Origin of the sequence: Chitinophaga sp. Cy-1792, assembly GCF_011752935.1 — a bacterium.
Taxonomy (GTDB): Bacteria; Bacteroidota; Bacteroidia; order Chitinophagales; family Chitinophagaceae; genus Chitinophaga.
Genome location: NZ_VWWO01000003.1, coordinates 1,106,654 through 1,129,638, shown reverse-complemented (window position 1 = coordinate 1,129,638; position 22,985 = coordinate 1,106,654). Strand labels below are relative to the sequence as shown.

The following is a 22,985-nucleotide window of genomic DNA, read 5'->3' as shown; positions in this document are numbered from 1 at the left end:
GCTATGTCAGTGCCCTGTAAAGGAGGTGTTTTAACAGATTGCTTTTTTATCTATTTTTGCGGACTTATATTATTAATAGCATGGAACTTTCAAAGAATTACCAACCAGGAACGGTTGAGGAAAAATGGTATCAGCAATGGATGGATAAAGGCTATTTCAGGTCTGTACCTGATGGCCGTAAACCTTTTACTGTCGTCATTCCTCCTCCAAACGTTACTGGAGTACTGCACCTAGGGCATACCCTCAACGAAACCGTACAGGATATCCTGGTGCGCCGTGCCCGCATGAGTGGCTTCAACGCCTGCTGGGTACCCGGCTCTGACCACGCTTCCATCGCTACAGAGGCTAAAGTTGTAGACATGCTCAAACGCGAGAAAGGGATTGAAAAATCTCAGCTGACCCGCGAAGAGTTTCTCAAATATGCATTTGAATGGAAAGATAAATACGGCGGTATCATCTACCATCAGATCAAAAAACTAGGCTGCTCCTGCGATTGGGACCGTGTAACCTTTACCATGGACGATCACTACTACAAAGCAGTCATCAGGGTATTTATTGACCTTTACCAGAAAGGCAAGATCTACCGCGGCGCCCGCATGATCAACTGGGACCCGAAAGCTAAAACTGCCCTCAGTGATGAGGAAGTAGAATACAAAGACATCCAGGGTAAGCTGTATCACGTTAAATACGCGCTGACAGATGCTTCCGGCAAACCAACCGGCGAGTTTATCACCATCGCGACACAACGTCCTGAAACCATCATGGGCGATACCGCTATCTGCGTTAATCCGGAAGACGAGCGCTACACACACCTGAAAGGTTGTTCCGCCATCGTACCACTGGTAAACCGCGCTATACCGATCATCTTTGACACGTACGTGGATAAAGAATTCGGTACTGGTGCACTGAAGGTAACGCCAGCACACGATATCAATGACTACAACCTCGGTCTGAAACATAACCTGGAAGTAATCGACACCCTCAACGACGACGGTACGCTCAGCGCAGCGGCAGTTGTTTTTGTTGGTGAAGACCGCTTCGTTGCCCGTAAAAAGGTAATTGCTGCCCTGGACGAATCCGGCGCACTCGTTAAAGACCAGGAATATACTACCCGCGTTGGCTACAGCCAGCGTAACCCGGATACCGTGGTAGAACCACGTATCTCAACCCAGTGGTTCGTGAAAATGGCCGAACTGGCCAAACCAGCACTGGACGCTGTTGTAAATGGTGATGTAAAAATCCACCCGGGCGACAGGTTCCTCGCTACCTACAAATACTGGATGGAGAACGTGAAAGACTGGTGTATCTCCCGCCAGCTGTGGTGGGGCCAACAGATCCCGGCCTGGTATACCAACGACGGCTCCTTTGAAGTGGCTGCCACTGCCAAAGAAGCAGTTGCACAGTTTGCAGCACGCGGTATCACCGTAGCTGCCGCCGACCTTAAACAAGACGAGGACTGCCTCGATACCTGGTTCTCCTCCTGGTTATGGCCAATGGAAGTATTTAATGGTATCTCCAGCCCGGATAATGCCGACATCAACTACTACTACCCTACCAATGTACTGGTAACCGGACAGGATATCATCTTCTTCTGGGTAGCACGTATGGTGATGGCAGGACTGGAATATAAAGAGGTGAAACCTTTCGACGACGTTTACTTCACCGGTATGGTGCGTGATAAACTGGGCCGTAAGATGAGTAAGCAACTGGGGAACTCCCCTGATTTGCTGGAACTCATTCACCAATATGGCGCTGATGCCGTTCGTTTCGGTATCATGATCGCTTCTCCAGCCGGAAACGACCTGCTCTTCGATGATTCCAGCTGTGAACAGGGACGCATGTTCAACAATAAAATGTGGAACGCGCTGAAACTGATCAAAATGTGGGAAGGCCGTCAGGAAGTAGACCAGCAGAATGTTGCAGCTGACCACTTCGCTGTTAAATGGTTCGAAAGCCGCCTCCGTGAAGTAAAAGCGGAAGTAGCCAACCTGCACGATACTTTCCGCCTGAGCGAAGGACTGAAATCGCTGTACCGTCTTATCTGGGACGACTTCTGCTCCTGGTACCTGGAATGGGTGAAGCCTGGCTTTGAGCAAGCAATACCTGCTTCTCTTTACAACCAGACCGTTTCCTTCTTCGAGCAGCTGATGCAGTTACTGCACCCGTATATGCCTTTCATCACGGAAGAGATCTACCAGCACCTGAAATACCGTAACGAAGGTGATTCGCTGATGCTGTTGCAATTTGTTGCTCCTGAAGCACCATCTCATGCTACACTCACTGAAGGTCTGCTGGCGCAGGAAGTAATCACAGCCATCCGTGAGGCAAGACAGAAAAACCAGATCAAGCCGAAAGACGAGATCGTGCTGCATATCGAAACCAAACACGAAAATGCTTTCAAACAAATTGAAAGCATCCTGGCAAAACAGGTAAATGCAAAAGAAGTGATCTATGTACAGGAAGCGGTTCCTGGCTGTATCACCCTCGTTGTTCAGAAAGATAAATTCTACCTGGGTAGCGAAGTAGAACTGGATCTGAGCGCGCAGAAAGAAACGCTGGAGAAAGACCTGGTTTACCTGCAAGGCTTCCTGGTTTCTGTTGAGAAGAAACTCTCCAACGAGCGTTTCGTGGCCAATGCCAAACCAGAAGTAGTAGAGGCGGAACGTAAGAAAAAAGAAGATGCCGAAGCAAAAATCAAAGTGATAGAAGAAAGTCTGAAATCACTTTAATTAATTATACTTTTTATAATCGCCCGGTCGTTAAATACCGGGCGATTTTTTATTTCCCTATCTTACTGTCATGATAAAACACCTGTTAGTATTCTCTTTTGTATTAGGCAGTGCGGCTGTACAGGCACAAACTACCAAACCTGCCAGCGCTAAAACTCCTGCTGCAAAACCTGCAACGCATACACCTGCCGGAGCAGCCGTAGCGGCTAAACGCCCGATGAAGCTGGTAAGTACCTGGGGCATCTTCCTGGGTGATTCTCTCCCAAAAAATGAAATAGTAAAACTACTCGACTCTTCCCTGATTGTGAGAGATGAGAAGAATGTCAAATATCCCGTGATCTCCTTTGCCTTTACCCTGGAGCAACATGAGCCTTATCTCAATGATACCACCGGACAGCCGGCGATATATAAAGATTATACCGGCGATAATTTCAAACAGGCTAAAATGACCACCATCTGGGCCAATGGCCTGAAAGCCAATCTGGGCAAAGGTGATATTCTCTTCTTTGACGAAATCCTTGTCCAGCAACCCAATGGGAAGGTATATAAAGCGCCTTCGCTGAAGTTTACCGTGAGATAAAGGCAGACATCTACCTAAAAAATATAATCATCTACCTGAAAAAACGCTAATAGGCAAACAACTGCTGTAGCGGAATAATGAACTCCAGGCGGGACTTTGCATTGTCTACATAGTCCTTATCCAGCAAATAGCTATACCTCACCCCAAAGGTGAAAGGTATGGTATTGCCGATTTTGGTATCCAGGTACAATTCAGCACCAGTAGACCTATAAGGTGTATTTGATTTGAAGCGGTAATCGTAGGCATTCATATAATCAAAGAAGGCATTTGCCCGGATACGGCTGAAATAGAGGATCTGCGCGAAGCCCCAGTCCGGATACCATAACGGGAAATGATAGTTAGCCCCTACTTTATAAATCTTGCTGTAGTAAGGTTTACTATACCCTCTCGCATATACGAATCTGTCAGAAAAGCTATAGTTGCCCATTGTATCCGTCTGCTGGTAGGCGGCCTGCAACACAATACCATGGTTTGCGGAGAAGCCTGGCAGGTTCAGATCGAAGCGGCCATAAAACTGTTCACCTTTTGCGGTACCAATGGAATGGTTGTATTGCATCATCAGGTATTGGGCAAAATGGCTGATAATATTCTGTGATCCTTTAATCCTGCTATTGCTGAATACCAGCGCAGTACTGGTATACTGCTGCGGATTAACCCTGAAACGAATACCATCTGCATATAGCTTCTGGATATAGTAGTTGCTGGCAATTGCCAGTGAGCGTGCATAAAGACCGGAAGAAAGATTCAGCGGAATGGTGAAACCGGCGTGCCAGCTCAGCTGGTTCCAGTAGATTCTTTGTCCTTTGTACAGCTGGCTTTTATTGAGTGTATAGTCGAAACCGGTTCCCAGCCATGGAAACCAGGCACCGTAGAGGAAACTGCCACCGAAGTTGGAAGTACCATCATTGCGGTTATAGGTATATCCGAGCGAGGTAGATGTTGTATTCAGGATGTTATTTCCGAGCAGACTAATGCTATATTCAGGGTCATCAAAAGATGGGATCCAGCTGTGAAAATTGAAGAAACCAGTGGTTTTCCTGTAATTTTTGACAAAAAGAGAGTCATGCGGTACAATATCGAGGATGTTACCCCCTTCCTTAAAGTCTGGATTCAGCCAGGCATTATGTTGCAGGATATTTACCGGAGCAGGTTTCCAGTTTGCCGACAAGGCGCCCTGGTATAACTTATATCCTTTGGTAGTAAACTCGGAGAACAGGAGGCTGTCCTGCCCGGGTACCGGCGACATATATAATACACTATTCGGCCGGTCGGTGACCTCGTAAGTTTTGTTATCTGCTAACGTCAGTGCATATACGTTATTGACATCTTTGTTTCCTGCAGTAAAGTAAACCGTATCGCCGGCAACGGCAGGAGCCCCCAACACATTGAAGCTGAAGGGCGTAAGTACAGTGATATTTCCGTCGCTGACAGACTGGCTGATGAGTGCCATTTCTCCTTTGCTATTTCTGGCAGCGCTAATGATGGCATCATCTGTAGCAGAAAAGCGGGGGTTGGTATAATAGTAGTTTTCCGGGTTAGGGAGAATTTTCGCTGTTTTGCCCGTAGTTGTATTAATGAGATGCAGACTATATTTCATATCTGTGGTGATAGCTGCCGCTACAACCACCGTTCCGTCCTGGTTAATATCGGGAGAATAAAACTTCCCGCGTTCTGAAACCGTTTGTGTTTTTCCTGTTTTCCGGTCAAAAACCCGGATTACGGACAAATCCTTCCATCCCCAGCGTGCGTCGAAGCGTGCTGCCGCCCATACGATGCGGTTGTTTTTATAGCTGAAGTAGTCGTCATATTCGATGCCCGGGCGGGTGAGTAATTCTTTGGAGCCGTCGGCCTTCAGGAGGTAGAAGCCGGGCACTTTATTCCATGCGTCAATAGAAACGATATACTCATTATTCCCTGCAGGGTATATGTATTTGTAGTTAGAAGGTGTTTTTTGCGTTGGCAGCAGCTGGCGGGCCGGTGTAATCTCCGGGCGTTGCGCGTAGGACGTCCAGATAGAATCATAATGTCCTCTCATGGTTTCATAGAACGAAGTAACGTTCATGCCCATACGTTTTTTCATGCCATGTGACATAGGGTAGAAAACGCCGCGGTAGCGAACAGCATCCGTAGTTACATCTTTCCAGATGGTGCTGCCATAATGATCACGTCCGTAAACACTCATCAGATAGCCGAGCGGATAATGATTAGGTGTAAAGTCTTTATAGGAGCCGTTTCTGATCTTCATGTAGCGGTAGTCCTTATTTTCGAGCGCCAGTGCGCGGAATCCGTCGAAGAAGGCCGGGAGTCGTCCCCTGCCCTGCTCACTGAGGGCTGTTTCCATGGTTACGGCATCACCTTCCCAGAACCAGTTAGGTACGGCTATGTTGGTAGCGGCGGCCTGGCCCATTTGTCCGCCCAGCCATGATACTACTTTTGAAGCTCCCTGACGGAAGTTCATATTCTGTAATACGTGGCGGTATTCATGCAGCGACAGTTGTTCTTCCCAGTTGAGGGAGCCCAGGTCGTAGGATGTTGGGGATGGGGCGAGATAGAATTCTGAGCGGAAGGGCCCCAGTGCCACGTATCCATTAGACATCATGGTCTGATTCTGTAGTACGATATTTACCTTTCGTTCCAGGGGGCCTATGGATTTTCGTGTATACCTGTTGAGGTAGGTCACGATATTGGCTACGCGTTCACCTTGGGCGTTCATTCCCTGGGGGAATATAACCCGGACGGTATCGGTATTGATCTGTTGCCATTTCATGGAAGAGGGGTTGCCTCCAAATTGCTGGGCAGCGGCGGAAAGTGTAGCAGTAAGCAGGATTAATGCAAAAAGCAAACGCATAGGAGTCAGATAAGCTTATCAACGAAAATAATGTTCTTTTACTGCAAACGAGCATTAAAGCGACCGGCCCTGAAAATATTTCCGTAGAAACCTTTTCAGGGCCGATGTTTGTGCCTTCGGCACTTATTTTTTGCTCGCAAAGCAGCATAAGCAGCAAAGCAACAGCATTATATTTTACAGATAACAGTTACAATTAGCATTCACTGAGGCTGATAGGAATATTCACTGCCAGGCCTCCGTCGGACGTTTCTTTGTATTTAGAGCTCATGTCCAGTGCGGTTTCCCACATTGTTTTCACGACAGCGTCGAGGGAAACTTTAGCCAGTTCAGGGTTGCTTTGCAAAGCCAGCTGGGAAGCGGTGATCGCCTTGATAGCACCCATGGTATTACGTTCGATGCAAGGCACCTGTACGAGTCCGCCGATAGGATCGCAGGTAAGTCCGAGGTGGTGTTCCATGGCTATTTCAGCGGCCATGAGTACTTGTCGCTGTGAACCGCCGAGGCATTCTGTCAATGCTGCTGCGGCCATGGCTGACGACACGCCGATTTCTGCCTGGCAACCACCCATTGCTGCTGAGATGGTGGAGCGTTTTTTGAAAATGCTACCGATTTCAGAAGCGGTAAGGAGGAATTGCATGATTTTATCTTCATGGAGGCCATCACAGAAGGCGATGAAGTACTGTAATACAGCAGGGATTACGCCGGCTGCGCCGTTGGTTGGAGCAGTTACCACGCGGCCGAAGGAGGCGTTTTCCTCATTGACAGCCAGGGCGAAACAGCTTACCCAGTCGAGCGTATAGGTGAAGTGTTCGCCACCTGCGCGGATAGCCTCTATCCAGGATATATAGTCTGTATAGGTACGACCTTTTAATAATTTTTTATTGAGGGCAGCGGCACGGCGTGCTACTCTGAGTCCGCCGGGTAATTCGCCGGTGGTATGACATCCTCTGTAGGTGCATTCCTGCATGACGCGCCAGATGTTGAGTACACCGGCTTTAGTCTCTGCTTCGGGGCGCCATGCCAGTTCATTTTCCATTACCACCTCAGAAATGCTGAAGCCTGTTTTGATGCAGAACTGCAGTAGCTGACGGGCGGTATCTATTGGAAAAGGGAGGTCTACCTGTTGTCCGGCGCTGCCATTTTCGCCTTCCTGCACAACGAATCCGCCACCAATGGAATAATAGGTAGCGGCGCGCTGGTCGCCGTCGTTGAACGAAATGAGGAAAGTTAATGCGTTTGGATGGAAAGGTAGAGATTCTTCGAAGAGGAAGGAGATGTCTTCCATCGGATCGAAGTCTATTTCATATTTGCCGGCAACGGTCATTTTGCGGTTGCGGCGAATGGCTTCAATTTTAGGTGTAATCTGGTTTACGTCGAAGGTTACGGGATCATCACCGCACAGACCCAGCAATACGGCAATGTCAGTGCCGTGTCCGTGACCTGTTTTGGCCAGGGAGCCATAAAGTAATACCTGTAAACGTGAAACGGCCGGGAGCTTGCCTTCTTTTTCAAGGTCAGACAGAAAACGTAAGGCGGCGCGCCATGGGCCTAAGGTATGGGAGCTGGACGGGCCTACGCCGATCTTGAAGATATCAAATACTGAAATACATTCGTGTGCCACTAAAAACTGATTTATCTGTAAAATTACGGGAAGTTGATCAGAATAATCAGGGATTCAATAGCTTTTAACAAGTTGAACTAAATAGTGGGGGTATAAATAAAAAGGCATCCGCAACAATAGCTACGGATGCCTTTATATTTATTTTTAAACCGGATTAATTAGCCGCTTTAGCAAAGTCCATCAGATTGATTTCGAAGATCAGTGGGGAATTTGCAGGAACTGTTCCGGATTGGTTATTATAGTTGAAATTGAAGCTGCGCTGGCCATAGGCGAAGAAAGAAGGCAGGTACAGGGTGATTTTACCACCTTTGGTGATATGGCGGAGACCTAAGTACCAGCCAGGAACCAGGTAGTAAACAGGTGCTTTCGAGAAGTTGGTAGAATCATTTCCGTCGAAAACAGTGCCGTTGAGGGTATAGCCTTTATAACCAGCTGTAATGTAATATGATGTGCTGGGAATAGTATCTGTACCTGTACCCGGTTGTGTAATTTTATAGAAGAAACCGAGCGAATCCATTTCTGCGGAGATACCTTTTTGTTGAAGGTATGCCTGGATGTTAGCGGAATCGATTTTGTACTGCGGATATGGATCGTAGACATCTACATTACTCTTTTTACAAGCGGCCATGAAGCTGATTACTGCTGCTCCAAGAATCAAAAATTTCTTCATCGTTGAAATTTGGCTGTTTTTGTGTGATTATTATTTAGTTCGAAATATAGTTATACTAATTGAAAGATACCAGTTCTACATCGCAGATGAGCGTAGCGTTGGCAGGCACCAGATTGGGGATGCCTACTTCGCCGAAGGCGAGGGTTGGCGGAATGTACATTCTCATTCTGCCGCCGGTAGATATTTTTTGTAATCCGATGCGCCAGGCAGCAATATGTTTAATCAGTTGAATTCCTTTAAAGTCGGTTACTCCCATGGAGCTGGAAACGACAGTTCCATCCAGTAGCTGATAGGTATAATTAACAGAAACGACGGAGGTTAATACCGGGAAATGGATGCTATCACCAATAAAATTGATTTTATAAAAGAGTCCGGACGGGTCTTTTATGAATCCGGTTTCCTTGTGGTCATACAGATATTGTACGATAACGGAATCGGAGGTTCTTTGTGCATTTACCATACCGGGCAATATGCTGTCATCGCTTTTGGTACAAGCGCTGAGGAACAGGAACAGTGTAGCTATTATGAGTAGTAATTTATTCATCCACGTCAGTATTTTCTCTTCAGGAGTAAAAACGGGGTAAAGGTTATAAAAGTTACAGGAAGGTTAAAAATATAAAAAAAGACTCTTCCAGGGATGGAAGAGTCTTTTTTATTTTGATATGATTTAATCGGCTGATTAGTAGTCCATACCCATACCGTGACCACCTGGCATAGCAGGAGCAGCGGATTTAGGTTCTGGTTTGTCAGCGATTACGCATTCGGTAGTCAGGAGCATACCAGCGATAGAAGCGGCATTTTCCAGTGCGATACGAGTTACTTTGGTAGGGTCGATAACACCTGCTGCCAGTAATTTCTCGTAAGTTTCAGTGCGGGCGTTGAAGCCGAAGTCAGCTTTACCTTCTTTCACTTTCTGCACTACGATAGAACCTTCGATACCAGCGTTAGCGGTGATCTGACGGAGAGGTTCTTCGATAGCGCGTTTAACGATAGCGATACCGGTTTGTTCGTCTTCGTTTTCTACTTTCAGTTTATCGATAGATTCGATAGCGCGGATGTAGGCAACACCACCACCAGGAACGATACCTTCTTCAACGGCAGCGCGGGTAGCGTGTAAAGCATCGTCTACGCGATCTTTCTTTTCTTTCATTTCTACTTCGGTAGCAGCACCTACGTAGAGAACAGCAACACCACCGGACAGTTTAGCCAGGCGTTCCTGTAATTTTTCGCGGTCGTAGTCGGAAGTAGTTACTTCGATCTGAGCTTTGATCTGACCGATACGAGCCTGGATATCTTTTTTCTGACCACGGCCACCAACGATGGTAGTGTTGTCTTTATCGATAGTTACTGATTCAGCGCGACCGAGGTAGGTCAGGTCAGCGTTTTCCAGTTTGTAACCTTGTTCTTCAGAGATAACGATACCACCTGTCAGCACAGCGATGTCCTGCAGCATATCTTTTCTTCTGTCACCGAAGCCAGGAGCTTTAACGGCAGCAACTTTCAGGGTACCACGCAGTTTATTTACCACGAGGGTAGCCAGTGCTTCACCTTCCAGGTCTTCAGAGATGATCACCAGAGGCGCACCTTGCTGAGCTACTTTTTCCAGGATGTGCAGGATATCTTTCATGGTGCTGATCTTTTTATCGTAGATCAGGATGAAAGGATTCTGCAGTTCAGCCTGCATTTTTTCGCTGTTGGTGATGAAATATGGAGACAGGTAACCACGGTCGAACTGCATACCTTCTACTACTTCAACGGTAGTATCGGTACCTTTTGCTTCTTCTACGGTGATAACGCCGTCTTTGGTAACTTTCTTCATTGCTTCTGCAATCAGTTTACCAATTTCGTTGTCGTTATTAGCGGAGATAGTAGCAACCTGTTCGATTTTTTTGTTGTCGTTACCAACTTTTTCAGATTGTTTTTTCAGGTTTTCAACGATACCTTTAACGGCTTTGTCGATACCACGTTTGAGGTCCATTGGGTTAGCGCCTGCAGCAACGTTTTTCAGACCTTCACCGATGATAGCCTGAGCGAGAACGGTAGCAGTGGTAGTACCATCACCTGCCAGATCAGCAGTTTTGGAAGCTACTTCTTTCACCATCTGAGCGCCCATGTTTTCGATAGGGTCTTCCAGTTCGATTTCTTTAGCAACGGAAACACCATCCTTGGTTACACCCGGAGCACCGAATTTCTTTTCGATCACTACGTTACGGCCTTTAGGACCGAGGGTTACTTTTACTGCATCGGCCAGAACGTCAACACCTTTTTTCATTCTGTTGCGGGCCTCTATATTAAAGAATATTTGCTTTGCCATAATTCTTTGGAAAAATTTAGAGATTAAAACAATTGATCAGATTCCTGAGCGTGGAATTAAACTACAGCCAGGATGTCAGATTCACGCATGATTAAGTAGTCATCACCTTCGATGCTGATCTCAGTACCGGAGTATTTACCGTACAGAACGGTATCTCCCACCTTTACAGTTACCGGCTCATCTTTTTTGCCAGGTCCAGCGGCTACAACAGTGCCTTTCTGAGGCTTTTCTTTTGCAGTATCAGGGATAATGATACCACCAGCTGTTTTCTCTTCTGCTGCTGCAGGTTTCACAATCACCCTGTCAGCTAAAGGTTTAATACTTAATTTTTTAGCCATAGTAGTTTTTATTTAAAGAAGTAGTTTGATTTTGAGTGTTAGTTGGGCAACGAGAATTATGCCAAGCCATGATTCGGGTCAAATTAGCAGCCGGAAATGGCGCTAACCCGCAAATTCACTGACAAATACTGACAGGCTCCAGGAAAAAATGACAGTATCCATATTGGTTAGCAGCCTTATTTCAGGAAAGGAGTATGTCGGAATCCGTAAATATCGATTTTTTTCTCTAGTTTTGCGCCCTTATACCAGTTCTTTTTTATACGATGATCAGTAGAAGAAATATCCGGGTTAAAGTAATGCAGACACTTTACGCCCTGGAAACGATGGAGCAAAGCAGTATTAAGCCGGGTACGGCTACCAGACTTTTAAACGAAAAGCTGGATCAGACCTGCCAGATCTTTACTTATTTACTTTATTCAGTAGTTCGGGTGGCACAGTACGCAGAGACTGATGCGCAGGCCAGAGCTTCCAAACACTTACCCTCCGCCGAGGACCTGCAGGTGAATACAAAAATTGCAGGAAATGAATTCATTTATCAGATTATTAACGACAAAGGCTTTCAGGTAAACCTGGAGCAGTGGAAAATGAAGCACCTCGTTGATGAGGAACTGATCCGCAGACTCTACAATCTACTGACTGCCACTGATGAATATAAAGCCTATATTGCAGATGAACAGCGTAAGAAATCTGCAGAAAAAGAAATACTGGAGTTCATCTATAAAGAAATACTGGCTAAAAATGAACTGTTCCTCCAGCATATGGAAGATACCTTCCTCCACTGGGGCGACGACGAGGATATGATGGGCATCCTCATCGGTAACTATTTCAACAAACCGCATCTGTTCAACTTCCTGCAGCTGATCAGCAAAGAAAAGCTGGACTATGCAAAAGAATTACTGTTGACAGTTATCGATAAAAAAGAATACTGCCTGGAACTCATTAAACCTAAATTACAAAACTGGGATCCGGAACGTATAGCCGCTGTTGATATGCTACTGATGGAAATGGGCGTTTGTGAATTCCTCTATTTCCCTACCATCCCGACCAAGGTGACTATCAATGAATACATTGACCTGGCAAAAGCCTATAGTACACCACAAAGCGGCCAGTTTATCAATGGTATCCTGGATAATATCCTGAAAGATCTGGAAAAAGAACAACTGGTAAAAAAACAGGATCGTCCTAAAAAATAAGCGGAACTCACTATTTTTACGGAAAATAGCATCATCATGAAAGCTTTGTTTTATCTCCTTACCTGTGCAACTTTGTTCTTAACTGCCTGTAATGGCAATAACGCCAATAAAGCAGAAAAGGACGCCAATACGCAAAAGACGGCTGTCACCGATAACCTGGGCGCGGCCATCACCTTTGATGAAAAGGTCCATGACTTCGGGGAAATTGTACAGGGAGAAAAAGTGGAGTACGCCTTTAAGTTTACCAACACGGGCAAAGGTGATGTAGTGATTCTTGACGCAGGGTCCAGCTGTGGCTGTACCGTTCCTGAATGGCCTAAAGACCCGATCAAACCCGGTCAGTCGGCCTACGTAAAAGTAATCTTCGACAGCGCAGGCAAAGAAGGTTACACGCAAAAGGAAGTTACCCTGAGACTCAATGACGGTCAGGGTTACCAGGTAGGTCCGATTATCCGCTGCAATATTATCAGGAAGTAATTTTTATAAATTTTATTAAACTATTAAATCAATTATAAATGAACATGCTGAATGTTTTATTGATGGGAGCTCCCCAAGGCGGTGGAAGCAATCCTATGGGATCTTTCCTGATTTTTGGTGGTATGATCGTGGTGATGTATTTCTTCATGATCCGTCCGCAGACTAAAAAAGCTAAACAGCAGAGACAATTTATCGAAAGCCTGAAAGAAGGTGAAAAAGTTGTTACTATTGCCGGTATCCACGGTAAAATCAAAAAAGTAAACGACGACGGCACCCTGGTGATCGAAGTTAGTCCAGGTACCTTCCTGACTATGGAGCGTTCTGCTATCAGCATGGAATACACTTCTCAGAAGAATAATCCTGCTGCTCCGAAAGCATAATTATAATCGCTATATTTTTCCTGGCCGGTGCATAGAAATTTCTATGCACCGGCTTTGTTTTATGGCAAATTTTATTAAATTCGATTGTTATGTTTAAGGTAGGAATTACAGGAGGTATCGGCTCCGGAAAAAGCACCGTCAGTAAGATTTTTGAACTACTGGGCATCCCAGTCTACTATGCCGACGAAAAAGCCAAAGATATCCTCATCCGCGACCCTCAGCTTGCAACGCAGGTGAAAGCCCGATTCGGGGAGGAAGTATACTTCCCTGACGGCACCCTTAACCGGAAATATCTCGCGAACATCGTCTTTAATGACAAAAATAAACTGGACCTCCTCAACTCCCTGGTACACCCTGCCACCATCCGGGATTCGGACAACTGGTCAGCGCAACAGACAAGCCCTTATGTCCTGAAAGAAGCAGCGCTCCTCTTTGAAACCGAATCTTTCCATCATCTTGATAAAATCATTGGCGTATCTGCCCCTCAGCCACTGCGGGTGCACCGCGTGATGAAACGAGACAATGTCAGCCGCAATGATGTACTGGCCAGGATACACAAACAGATAGATGAAACAATAAAAATGCGCCTGAGCGACTATGTTATCTTCAATGATGAACAACATATGGTTATCCCGCAAGTGCTGGAATTGCACCAGACCCTGTTGCAACTGGCCCGGGAGAAACGCTGACGCGCCCCCCTTATTTACCTATTTTATTTTATACCTATATCATAAAGCCAATGAAGAAGTTCCCTGTATTACTACTCCTGGCAGGCTTGTGCAATACCGCCTTTGCGCAATCTACCAATCAAACCAAAGCGCTTACGCTCAAGCAGGCTGCTGTCAAACTAATGGACAATGGCCAGACAGACTCCTCCCTGCTGCTATTACGACAGGCAGCAGCGCTGGACCCTTCCAACCTGGATATCCCCTATGAAACAGGGTATGCCTTCTACCTGGCGAAACAGCCTGATTCCACCGTTGCCGTCCTGACAGATTTGCTGAAAAAGAAGCAGGACACGCAGATATACGAAATGCTGGGCAACGCATATGATGATCTGAACCAGAACGAAAAGGCAGTGGAAGCTTACGGCAAAGGCCTGGAAATAGAACCCAAAAACGGCAGGCTGATGCTGAACATGGGCATCTTATTTCTGCGCCAGGATAGCACCAGTCGGGCCATGGACTGGTTCGAAAAAGGTATTGCTGCGAACCCGGAGTTCCCGTCCAACTATTACTGGGCAAGCAAGATCCTTGCAGCCAATGAAAAGTATATCTGGGCGCTGTTATATGGAGAAATATTCCAGCTCAACGAACCTTCGGGGAATCGAAAGAACAAGATTTCCGAGCTGATGTACAACATCTATAAAAGCCAGATTACATTGACGGATAGCGGTGCTTCAGTAAAACTGAACAGACAGCTGGTATTGAATATGGATGACCTGCTAAACAAAAAGAAGCAAAAAAACTTCAAATTGCCTTTTGAAGCCAATTATGAAATGGCGGTTTCAGTGGCTGTAGCTATTCCTGCGGCCCTAAGTGGTCAGAAAGAGATGTCGCTGGCAATGGTTGCTGAAATACGTAGCAGTTTTATCAAGTTCTATTACTCCAAAAATATGGATAAAAACTATCCCAATGCGCTGCTGGACTGGCAGAAAAAAATTGATGATGCCGGTCTTACAGAGCCTTATTCCTTCTACCTGATGCGGTACGGCAATATTGATGAGTTTAATAGCTGGGTAGCTAATGGCGGAGAGGCGAAACTGCATTCACTGGCCTCTTTTCTGCACGACAACGGCCTGGAACTCAATAGCAGCAATTACCTGCACTGGGGCATGTATCAATAATCCGCATTTCCCTACCTTTGCTTAAAATTAAGCAAGATGGACGCAGGTTTATTAGTTCCCGTTCAGTTTACACCAGCGGCGCAGGCTATGGTAAAGCAGTTGCTGACGAGTATGGCTACTGCTCCTTACCTACGTATAGGCGTGAAAGGTGGCGGCTGTTCCGGGATGGGTTTTATGATTGGATTTGATGAAATGGGTGCGGATGATAATTTATTTGAGGTAGATGGAATACCGGTGATTATCAAGAAAGCGCATAGTATGTACCTGGCGGGCATGCAAGTCGATTACCAGGAAAATGAGTCTGGTAGTGGGTTTGTGTTTAACACACCGCAGTAACGGGAAAGATATAAAAGTAAAAGGGCTGCTCTTACAGAGGTAAGGGCAGCCCTTTTACTTTTGTTATAAAGGAAGATGAATATGTCAGAGAGATAATGTTGTAGTTAGATGATGGCGAACCACCAATTCGGTATCGACCTGGTGGTTCCGCCCTCCAGGCGGTAACGCTCCGCTAAGCCTGTTGATAAAAATTACCACCTTATTCATCCCAAAAGAAAAAGGCTGTCTCTATTGGATAGAGACAGCCTTTGTATATTATCAAACATTTTTCCTGTCAGGGAGCTTACTTAGCTACTTCTTTTTTGGCAGAAGCGTTGATTACATCGCTTTCGTTAGCCAGTTCGTTCTTCTTGTCGAAGTCTACCAGTACTGGTGCAGCAACGAAGATAGAAGAGTAAGTACCGGTAACAACACCGATGAGCATTGCGAATGCGAAACCGCGGGTTACTTCACCACCGAAGATGAAGAGGATCAGGATGGTCAGGAATACAGTCAGAGAAGTCATCACTGTACGGCTGAGGGTATCGTTGATCGCTTTGTTGATTACGGTATCACGGTCGCGGCCATGGGCGCCGGTTCTGAAGTATTCACGGATACGGTCGAATACGATAACGGTATCGTTCATCGAGAACCCTATCACGGTGAGGATAGCGGCGATAAAGTGCTGGTCAATTTCCAGTGTGAACGGAACGAAGCTTCTGCACCAGGAGAACACTGCCAGGGTAACGAGTACGTCGTGCAGGAGGGAGAAGATAGTACCGATAGAATATTGCCATTTGCTGAATCGCAGCAGGATGTACAGGAAGATTACCACGATGGACAGCACGGTAGCTTTAACGGCACCGGCGCGGAGGTCATCGGAGATAGTTGGCGACACGGTCTGCGAACCAACGATATAACGGCTGGTGAATGCTTCAGGCGTTACAGATGCACCATAGAATTGTTTCAGGCCATGGTACAGTTTGTCGGTTACTTCTTTGTCTACCTGCAGACTTTGTTCTTCAATTTTGTAAGAGGTAGTGATGTTCAGCTGGTTGGTGTTACCAATTGTTTTCACATACGGCTCAGAACCAAATTCTTCTTTCAGTGCAGCTCTAACTTTGTCGGAGCTCATTGGGTGTTCGAAACGAACGGTAAAGCTACGACCACCGGAGAAGTCGATACCGTGATCGAAACCATGGAAGAAGGAAGAAACACCTGCCAGCATTACTACAGCGGAGATAACATAAGCGATTTTACGTTTACCAACGAAGTCAAATGCTGCGTGTTTGAATACTTTACGGGAAACCGGGGTGAAGTATTCGAAGTGTCTTTTCTTGTTAGTCCACCAGTCGGTAACCATACGGGAAACCAGGATACCGCAGAACAGGGACAGCAACAGACCGATGATCTGGGTAGTTGCGAAGCCCAGTACAGGACCAAGACCGAAGTAGAACAGGATGAATGCAGTCAGTAAGGAAGTAACGTGACCGTCCAGTACAGGAGCGAGGGAGCGTTTATAACCTTTTTCGATTGCTGACTGGTATGATTCACCGTGGGTGAGTTCATCCTTGATTCTTTCGAATATAATTACGTTCGTATCCACAGCCATACCGATGGTGAGTACCAGACCTGCGATACCAGCCATGGTGAGCGTTGCGCCCAGGGAAGACAGGATACCGAAAGTAAACAGGAGGTTGAGGATCAGCGCGATATTCGCAACCCAACCAGCTGAGTTATAGTACACCAGCATCAGTACGAAGATGATGACAAAGGAGATAATGAATGATTTGGCACCTGCTGCGATAGATTCAGCACCGAGGGTTGGCCCTACGATTTGTTCCTGAACGATTTTTGCAGGAGCTGGCATTTTACCTGATTTCAGGATATTGGCCAGGTCACTTGCTTCTTCAACGCTGAAGCTACCGGTGATCTGAGAGCGGCCACCAGCGATTTCGCCTTGAATGTAAGGAGCGGAGTAAACGATATTATCGAGTACAACAGCGATGTAGTTGAAGGTAGCTGGATTTTTAGGGTCAGAAGGAGTCAGCTCGTTGGTGAGTTTTCTCCATTCGTGTGCACCCTGGTTATCCATTACCATGCTGATTTCAGCCTGGTTGTTCTGATCAAAGTCCTGACGGGCGTCAACGATTCTTTCGCCACCCACGCGAGGAGCAGGGTTTGCAGGATTAATTTTCAGGATATACACTTCCAGTGCGCCGTGTTTATCGGTTTTATTTTCAGGACCGAAAACGAACACTGCATCTTTAGGCAATACAGCCATAACGGAAGGCAGGTTCAGGTAGCGGCGGAAAGTAGCGGTATCTTTAGGCAGCATTACGCCTACAGAAGCACTAGGAATGATCTGGTTGGTTTGCTGATCGATTCTTGGGTAGAGGATGGCGAAGAGCGGGTTCTGTTTCTGCGCTTCTTTCAGGGCTTTGTCCTGAGCAGCGAGGCCAGTGTCAGCTTTTGCACCTTTGGCAGCTTTACCTGAGTCTTTCGCGAGGTAATCGTTCAGGCTACCGTTTTTAGCGGTGTCTTTAGTGTTGGCGGCAACGGCGGTGGCAGTATCAGCAGCAGCTTTGGCAACAGTATCTCCAGGGAGGGAGCTGCCACCGAGTGCATTTTTGATAGCCTCGTTCATTGGGCTGAGGATGTTCTGGAATACGTCAGGGCTGTTTTTGTAAACTTCTCTGAATTCCAGGTTTGCAGTAGCCTGCAGGTATTTACGAACGCGTTCTGCGTTGTCTACACCGGCCAGTTCAACGGAGATAAGACCTTTATTTTCGTCCAGGCTGATGTTTGGTTGTGCTACCCCGAATTTATCAATACGTTTTTGCAGTACGATATAGGTATTTTTAATTGCAGCACGAGATTCTTTACGAATCATATCCAGCACCTGCTGATTGGAGGAGTTGAAGTTGATATCTTTCTGATAAGCGTTTGCGAAGATATTCGCCAGTTTGCCCTCTGGAGCTACCTGCGCATATGTTTGCCCGAACAAAGTAACGAAATCAGCCTGGCTGGATTTTCTTTTCTCAATTGCCAGGTCCAGCGCTCTGTTAAATGCGGGGTCCTTAGATTGACCGGATAAAGCGCGGATTACGTCTTCTACGCTTACTTCCAGTACTACGTTCATACCACCAACGAGGTCAAGACCAAGATTCAGTTCTTTTTCTTTTGCTTTGTTGTAGGTTACGTACCATGGGAACCCTGCAATCTCTTTATTGCTGGTGCTATCCACGATCTCTTGTCTTCTTTCTTTCACAAATCCATTCAGCGTGTCGGCGTAAAAGCCCTGTAATGCAGAATCACCAGGGTATTTCTGCTCGGCGGAGGGATACTGTTTGGCCACATCGGATTTGGCCTGCTGCTCTATCTTCTTCTCAAAGTTCCGCACCAAAAACGTGAAGGACAATTGGTACAAAGAGATAAGGATCAGTGCGATGGCAAAAAATCTTACCAGTCCTTTAAGTTGCATATTGTTTGTTTCGGGTTTATAATAAAAAATTTTTAAGAGTTGCAAAGATAGAATTTAAATTGATATATTAAAGCCCTTTAAAAAATAGGCGCAAAACGGCTACCGGCTTGAGTTTGCGGGTAAGTTGGCATCAAAATTTTCCTTTCTGCGATTCTGGTTCTTTCCGGAATTTAATATATTTCCATTGCTTTACAGCGCGTTAATACCGACAAATATATGCAAACCCTTCATTATCGCACAACAGATAATTTCCCGGAAAGCTGGTGGAGGAGAAAAAAAGGCATAACTGCGGCCATTTTCAGCCACCCGGAACGTTTCCGGCTCCAGGTAATTTATACACAAATTGACCGGGACGAGCAACAACGGGCCCGATTTACGGACTATTGCTTCCGGAGTCAACCCGGAGAATATAGTTACCCGGCTTCGACCGTAAAGCTGCCTGCAGCCATCCTAGCCATGGAAAAGCTTCGTATGCTCAATATTCCCGGGCTGGACCTTCACACACCATTGACTATCAATGGACTGCCAGGAATTAATCCCGGCGTGGCGGCAGACAGGTCTGCCCGGAACGGCCTGGCGACGCTTGCACACTATATTAAAAAAATATTCCTCATCAGCGACAATGATGCCTATAACCGGCTATATGAATTCCTGGGGCAGGAGACCTTTAACCGCCGCCTCTGGGAATGTGGCTATCCGGATATACAGATCCGCCACCGGGTTGGATTGCCGCTTCATGAAGCCGCCAACCGGCATACCAACAGCTTTCAGTTCCGGCATGACGACCAGGTAATTTATGAACAGCCCGAGACGATCAGTCAGCTGGAATTCCTTCCCCGACATGACTTCGCCGGTAATAGTCATATCGATCATACCGGCAGCCTGGAACACCGCCCTATGGATTTTTCCATCCGGAACCGGCTGCCCCTCTCCTGTCTCCATGATATCATGAAAAGAATTTTTTTTCCGGGACATGTAACAAATAGACCAGGGTTCCGTTTAACGGACAGCGACTACCAGTTTTTGTATCGTTGCATGTCGCAATACCCGACGGACTCAGCCGATCCGGTTTATGATCCGAAGCAGTACCATCAGGCCTATGTCAAGTTCCTGCTATATGGCGGACAAAAAAGCGCTGAAATTCCAGCTGGCATAAGAATTTTCAATAAACCAGGCTGGGCATATGGATTTTTGACAGACACGGCTTATATTGTTGATCTGAGTAAAAAGATAGAGTTTCTGCTTTCCGCTACCCTCTATGTCAACAAAGACGGCGTTATCGGGAATGACCATTACGAATTTGAAGAAACAGGGAAACCATTTCTCCGGGCACTTGGAGAAATGATTTATGAACATGAATCAGAAAGACCAAGAAAAATTATACCTGATCTAAGCCGATATCAGCCACAGGTATAATCGATGTAAAAACTAACATTCACACTTATTTTAAAAAACTGCGAGCAGATGCTGACTAAGAAAAATCGCGTTTGGGCTATCATTGTGCTGATAGCTGCCACCATGGGACTGACCTCCTGCCTGAAAAACAATATTGATACAACACCTACCAGACCAAGGTACTGGATGTATGTCCTCAATGCTTCTACCTTCAGCACCGGGATAGACTTTTATGACAACGGTATTAAAGGTAACACCAACGGTGCTTTCAACTTCGACAACAAATCAACTTATAGTGGTTATGGCGGAGAACATACCTATAAAATAAATGCTTATGGTAAAGATTCGACGTTGACTTCCTCTACCAAACAGCTGGATTCGACCAGCTATTATACTTTCCTCATTTTTGACGCCACTGATAATACGGTAAGATCTTCTTTTGTCTATAACGATCTTAGCACCTGTTCTCCTACTGCTATCAATTTTCGCTTCTTTAACCTGAGTAAGTCCCTTGGCCCTGTCGATGTTTACCTGGGTTCACAGAAAATATTAAGCAGCCAGACTTTCAACAACGGTTACTTTGAGCCCACCTTCCAGCAGCTGAGCAATATCAGTGATCCGTCTTCTATGTCGATCAAACTGGCTGGTACAGATAGTGTTGTAGCAAAAAACACCAACCTGTTCTTCAGCATTGGTACCGGCGGCGTTTACACTGCCTACATTTCCGGTACGCCTAACAGCACCGGTACAGACAAGCTCGTATGTAATACCATTCCAGGGTACCTGAATAACTATTAATCTTTTTTGCTTCCGCAAACGCAGAAGGGGCCGGATATCCGGCCCCTTCTGCGTTTATACCACAGTCCACAATATCTTTCATGCCGATTTCTCATTTTTTTGTGTAGGTTTGTCCTGGTCAATCCGATATTAAGCATATGATTCAACTTGCAGAGAGGCTGTCCAGGATTTCCGAGCCTCAAACGATTAAAATGGCTAAACTCGGCCGCGAGCTGAAAGCCCAGGGAATAGATATAGTAGATCTCAGTATTGGAGAACCTGATTTTGATACGCCCGAACATATACGTGAGGCTGCTAAAAAAGCCATCGATGAAGGCTTTACCCACTACACCCCCGTAGCCGGCTACCTCGACGTACGCCAGGCAGTGGTACATAAACTGAAACGAGATAACGGTCTTGACTATACGCCGGAGCAGATTGTTGTCTGCACCGGGGCGAAGCAAAGTCTCGCCAACGCGGTACTTGCGCTTGTTAACCCTGGTGATGAAGTAATTATCCCTACCCCTTACTGGGTTACTTACTCTGAACAGGTAAAACTTTGCCAGGGTGAAGTTGTATTTGTTCCCTGCGGAATCGAAAACAACTATAAAATCACACCTGCCCAGCTGGAAGCATCTATTACGCCTAAAACCAGGCTGTTCATGTTCTCCTCTCCCTGCAACCCTACCGGTTCAGTTTACTCAAAAGAGGAATTGCAGGCACTGGCAGCAGTGTTTGAAAAACACCCACAGATCTTTATTATCTCTGACGAGATATATGAATATATCAACTATGTTGGTAAACATGAGAGCATCGCACAATTTGGTGACCTCATCAACAGAACTATCCTCATCAATGGCCTCAGTAAAGGATTTGCCATGACCGGATGGCGCCTGGGTTACCTCGCTGCTCCACTGGAAATTGCCAAAGCATGTGATAAAATCCAGAGCCAGTTTACCTCTGCTACCTGCTCCATCACCCAACGTGCCGCCATCACCGCACTGAGAGGCGACCTCAGCACCGTCGACACCATGGTAGCAGAATTCAGGAAACGCCGCGAATACATCCACGAAGCCCTGAAAGAAATTCCAGGACTCCAGGTAAATGATCCGGAAGGCGCATTCTATATGTTCCCTAATATCAGCGCATTCTTTAATAAATCCTACGAAGGAGAAACCATCCGGAATGCAGACGATCTCTGTATGTTCCTCCTCCATCGTGCGAATGTTTCTACCGTTACCGGCAGTGCATTCGAACAGCCGAACTGTATCCGTCTCTCCTATGCAACCTCTATGGATAAACTGCAGGAAGGCGTAAAAAGAATGAAAGAATGGCTGGCTAAACTCAGCTAAACCAAAATATTAAAATAACAAAGGGATTTTTTAATTTTCCGGTAGATATCTTCCCGGACTATTAAAAAGTCCCTTTTTTTATTAAGCTACTTATATATAATATTATTCTATATTTGTATCTGCAAAAACCTGAATCAACTGATGAATACCGAGAAATTGCTGTATTTAGTGCTGGCACTTGGAGCTGTGTATATGGTGTATACTACAGTAAAGGATATAATTAAGAAGCCGGCAGCAGATGCGGACGGGCAGCCAGCCCTCGCTACCAGCGGCGCCACCACCATCCTGCCATTACAGCTGCAGGCCTATGAGCGCATGGCGTTATATGTGGACCGTATCACCCCGCAATCCCTGATCGGCAGGTTATATCAGCAGGGCATGACTGCTACCGACATGCAGCTGGTACTGGTACAAAATATTAAAGCAGAATACGAGCATAACGTTACCCAGCAAATTTATGTATCTACACAAACCTGGGAAGCGGTGAAATCGCTGAAAGACCAGACGATCTCCGTTATCAACCAGGTGGCTATCAGCTTACCGCAGGAAGCGCAGGCGATGGACCTCAACAAGCAGGTACTGGAAGTATTTATGGCAGCAGGTGCCTCTCCGGCAGACCTGGTAGCGCAGATCATCAACTCAGAAGCAAAGAAAATAATGAAATAG

19 protein-coding genes are annotated in these 22,985 nt (G+C 46.2%); 12 read left to right on the top strand and 7 right to left on the bottom strand.

Annotated elements, in window-relative coordinates; translation table 11 throughout:
• Positions 1 to 80 precede the first annotated feature (80 nt).
• Complete coding sequence (locus tag F3J22_RS29835) at positions 81 to 2,729, top strand: valine--tRNA ligase (RefSeq protein ID WP_167021624.1); 2,649 nt, start codon at positions 81 to 83, stop codon at positions 2,727 to 2,729.
• Between the two features lie 70 nt (positions 2,730 to 2,799).
• Entirely contained in the window at positions 2,800 to 3,309 is a 510-nt protein-coding gene (locus F3J22_RS29830) for a hypothetical protein (protein WP_167021623.1), read from the top strand.
• A 46-nt stretch (positions 3,310 to 3,355) separates the two neighbouring features.
• On the opposite strand, the gene F3J22_RS29825 is transcribed toward F3J22_RS29830, so the two are convergent.
• The 6 genes from F3J22_RS29825 to groES all read right to left on the bottom strand — a co-directional run bounded on the left by F3J22_RS29825 (position 3,356) and on the right by groES (position 11,100).
• Positions 3,356 to 6,157: a hypothetical protein gene (locus tag F3J22_RS29825; RefSeq protein WP_167021622.1), complete on the bottom strand. Its 2,802-nt coding sequence runs from the start codon at positions 6,155 to 6,157 to the stop codon at positions 3,356 to 3,358.
• 193 nt (positions 6,158 to 6,350) lie between these two features.
• On the bottom strand, positions 6,351 to 7,778 hold the full coding sequence (locus F3J22_RS29820; RefSeq protein ID WP_167021621.1) for an L-serine ammonia-lyase: 1,428 nt from the start codon (positions 7,776 to 7,778) through the stop codon (positions 6,351 to 6,353).
• A gap of 154 nt (positions 7,779 to 7,932) precedes the next feature.
• Positions 7,933 to 8,448 carry an FKBP-type peptidyl-prolyl cis-trans isomerase gene (locus F3J22_RS29815; RefSeq protein ID WP_167021620.1) on the bottom strand — a complete coding sequence of 172 codons (516 nt, stop codon included), beginning with the start codon at positions 8,446 to 8,448 and terminating at the stop codon, positions 7,933 to 7,935.
• Positions 8,449 to 8,503: 55 nt separating this feature from the next.
• A complete protein-coding gene (locus F3J22_RS29810) occupies positions 8,504 to 8,992 on the bottom strand; it encodes an FKBP-type peptidyl-prolyl cis-trans isomerase (protein ID WP_167021619.1) in 489 nt (162 codons plus the stop codon).
• A 135-nt stretch (positions 8,993 to 9,127) separates the two neighbouring features.
• Positions 9,128 to 10,762 carry a chaperonin GroEL gene (gene groL, locus F3J22_RS29805; protein WP_167021618.1) on the bottom strand — a complete coding sequence of 545 codons (1,635 nt, stop codon included), beginning with the start codon at positions 10,760 to 10,762 and terminating at the stop codon, positions 9,128 to 9,130.
• Between the two features lie 56 nt (positions 10,763 to 10,818).
• The gene (groES, locus tag F3J22_RS29800; protein ID WP_111590811.1) at positions 10,819 to 11,100 is read right to left on the bottom strand and encodes a co-chaperone GroES; all 282 of its coding nucleotides are present in this window, start codon (positions 11,098 to 11,100) and stop codon (positions 10,819 to 10,821) included.
• Between the two features lie 296 nt (positions 11,101 to 11,396).
• On the opposite strand from groES, the gene nusB reads away from it, so the two are divergent.
• From nusB to F3J22_RS29770, 6 genes are all read left to right on the top strand, one after another.
• Entirely contained in the window at positions 11,397 to 12,293 is an 897-nt protein-coding gene (gene nusB, locus F3J22_RS29795) for a transcription antitermination factor NusB (RefSeq protein ID WP_240155238.1), read from the top strand.
• A gap of 36 nt (positions 12,294 to 12,329) precedes the next feature.
• Positions 12,330 to 12,770, top strand: coding sequence for a DUF1573 domain-containing protein (locus F3J22_RS29790; protein WP_167021616.1), 441 nt, complete (start codon positions 12,330 to 12,332; stop codon positions 12,768 to 12,770).
• Positions 12,771 to 12,808: 38 nt separating this feature from the next.
• Positions 12,809 to 13,150, top strand: coding sequence for a preprotein translocase subunit YajC (yajC, locus tag F3J22_RS29785; RefSeq protein ID WP_240155237.1), 342 nt, complete (start codon positions 12,809 to 12,811; stop codon positions 13,148 to 13,150).
• A gap of 89 nt (positions 13,151 to 13,239) precedes the next feature.
• Entirely contained in the window at positions 13,240 to 13,839 is a 600-nt protein-coding gene (gene coaE / locus F3J22_RS29780; RefSeq protein ID WP_167021615.1) for a dephospho-CoA kinase, read from the top strand.
• A 50-nt stretch (positions 13,840 to 13,889) separates the two neighbouring features.
• Entirely contained in the window at positions 13,890 to 14,996 is a 1,107-nt protein-coding gene (locus tag F3J22_RS29775) for a M48 family metallopeptidase (protein WP_167021614.1), read from the top strand.
• Between the two features lie 36 nt (positions 14,997 to 15,032).
• Complete coding sequence (locus F3J22_RS29770; RefSeq protein WP_167021613.1) at positions 15,033 to 15,332, top strand: iron-sulfur cluster assembly accessory protein; 300 nt, start codon at positions 15,033 to 15,035, stop codon at positions 15,330 to 15,332.
• A gap of 283 nt (positions 15,333 to 15,615) precedes the next feature.
• On the opposite strand, the gene secDF is transcribed toward F3J22_RS29770, so the two are convergent.
• A complete protein-coding gene (gene secDF, locus F3J22_RS29765) occupies positions 15,616 to 18,795 on the bottom strand; it encodes a protein translocase subunit SecDF (protein WP_167021612.1) in 3,180 nt (1,059 codons plus the stop codon).
• 216 nt (positions 18,796 to 19,011) lie between these two features.
• Here secDF and F3J22_RS29760 point away from each other — a divergent pair, with 216 nt between their 5' ends.
• The 4 genes from F3J22_RS29760 (at position 19,012) to F3J22_RS29745 (ending at position 22,985) form a co-directional block, all read left to right on the top strand.
• Positions 19,012 to 20,211, top strand: coding sequence for a serine hydrolase (locus F3J22_RS29760; RefSeq protein WP_167021611.1), 1,200 nt, complete (start codon positions 19,012 to 19,014; stop codon positions 20,209 to 20,211).
• A 48-nt stretch (positions 20,212 to 20,259) separates the two neighbouring features.
• Positions 20,260 to 20,988: a DUF4397 domain-containing protein gene (locus tag F3J22_RS29755; protein ID WP_167021610.1), complete on the top strand. Its 729-nt coding sequence runs from the start codon at positions 20,260 to 20,262 to the stop codon at positions 20,986 to 20,988.
• 137 nt (positions 20,989 to 21,125) lie between these two features.
• On the top strand, positions 21,126 to 22,319 hold the full coding sequence (locus F3J22_RS29750; protein WP_167021609.1) for a pyridoxal phosphate-dependent aminotransferase: 1,194 nt from the start codon (positions 21,126 to 21,128) through the stop codon (positions 22,317 to 22,319).
• Positions 22,320 to 22,460: 141 nt separating this feature from the next.
• Complete coding sequence (locus F3J22_RS29745; RefSeq protein WP_167021608.1) at positions 22,461 to 22,985, top strand: hypothetical protein; 525 nt, start codon at positions 22,461 to 22,463, stop codon at positions 22,983 to 22,985.

Excerpts from the sequence above, each read along its gene's own strand:
- F3J22_RS29835 (WP_167021624.1), top strand. The coding sequence starts at position 81 with ATGGAACTTTCAAAGAATTACCAACCAGGAACGGTTGAGGAAAAATGG.
- F3J22_RS29830 (WP_167021623.1), top strand. The coding sequence starts at position 2,800 with ATGATAAAACACCTGTTAGTATTCTCTTTTGTATTAGGCAGTGCGGCT.
- F3J22_RS29825 (WP_167021622.1), bottom strand. The coding sequence starts at position 6,157 with ATGCGTTTGCTTTTTGCATTAATCCTGCTTACTGCTACACTTTCCGCC.
- F3J22_RS29815 (WP_167021620.1), bottom strand. The coding sequence starts at position 8,448 with ATGAAGAAATTTTTGATTCTTGGAGCAGCAGTAATCAGCTTCATGGCC.
- F3J22_RS29810 (WP_167021619.1), bottom strand. The coding sequence starts at position 8,992 with ATGAATAAATTACTACTCATAATAGCTACACTGTTCCTGTTCCTCAGC.
- groL (WP_167021618.1), bottom strand. The coding sequence starts at position 10,762 with ATGGCAAAGCAAATATTCTTTAATATAGAGGCCCGCAACAGAATGAAA.
- groES (WP_111590811.1), bottom strand. The coding sequence starts at position 11,100 with ATGGCTAAAAAATTAAGTATTAAACCTTTAGCTGACAGGGTGATTGTG.
- nusB (WP_240155238.1), top strand. The coding sequence starts at position 11,397 with ATGCAGACACTTTACGCCCTGGAAACGATGGAGCAAAGCAGTATTAAG.
- F3J22_RS29790 (WP_167021616.1), top strand. The coding sequence starts at position 12,330 with ATGAAAGCTTTGTTTTATCTCCTTACCTGTGCAACTTTGTTCTTAACT.
- yajC (WP_240155237.1), top strand. The coding sequence starts at position 12,809 with ATGAACATGCTGAATGTTTTATTGATGGGAGCTCCCCAAGGCGGTGGA.
- coaE (WP_167021615.1), top strand. The coding sequence starts at position 13,240 with ATGTTTAAGGTAGGAATTACAGGAGGTATCGGCTCCGGAAAAAGCACC.
- F3J22_RS29775 (WP_167021614.1), top strand. The coding sequence starts at position 13,890 with ATGAAGAAGTTCCCTGTATTACTACTCCTGGCAGGCTTGTGCAATACC.
- F3J22_RS29770 (WP_167021613.1), top strand. The coding sequence starts at position 15,033 with ATGGACGCAGGTTTATTAGTTCCCGTTCAGTTTACACCAGCGGCGCAG.
- secDF (WP_167021612.1), bottom strand. The coding sequence starts at position 18,795 with ATGCAACTTAAAGGACTGGTAAGATTTTTTGCCATCGCACTGATCCTT.
- F3J22_RS29760 (WP_167021611.1), top strand. The coding sequence starts at position 19,012 with ATGCAAACCCTTCATTATCGCACAACAGATAATTTCCCGGAAAGCTGG.
- F3J22_RS29755 (WP_167021610.1), top strand. The coding sequence starts at position 20,260 with ATGCTGACTAAGAAAAATCGCGTTTGGGCTATCATTGTGCTGATAGCT.
- F3J22_RS29750 (WP_167021609.1), top strand. The coding sequence starts at position 21,126 with ATGATTCAACTTGCAGAGAGGCTGTCCAGGATTTCCGAGCCTCAAACG.
- F3J22_RS29745 (WP_167021608.1), top strand. The coding sequence starts at position 22,461 with ATGAATACCGAGAAATTGCTGTATTTAGTGCTGGCACTTGGAGCTGTG.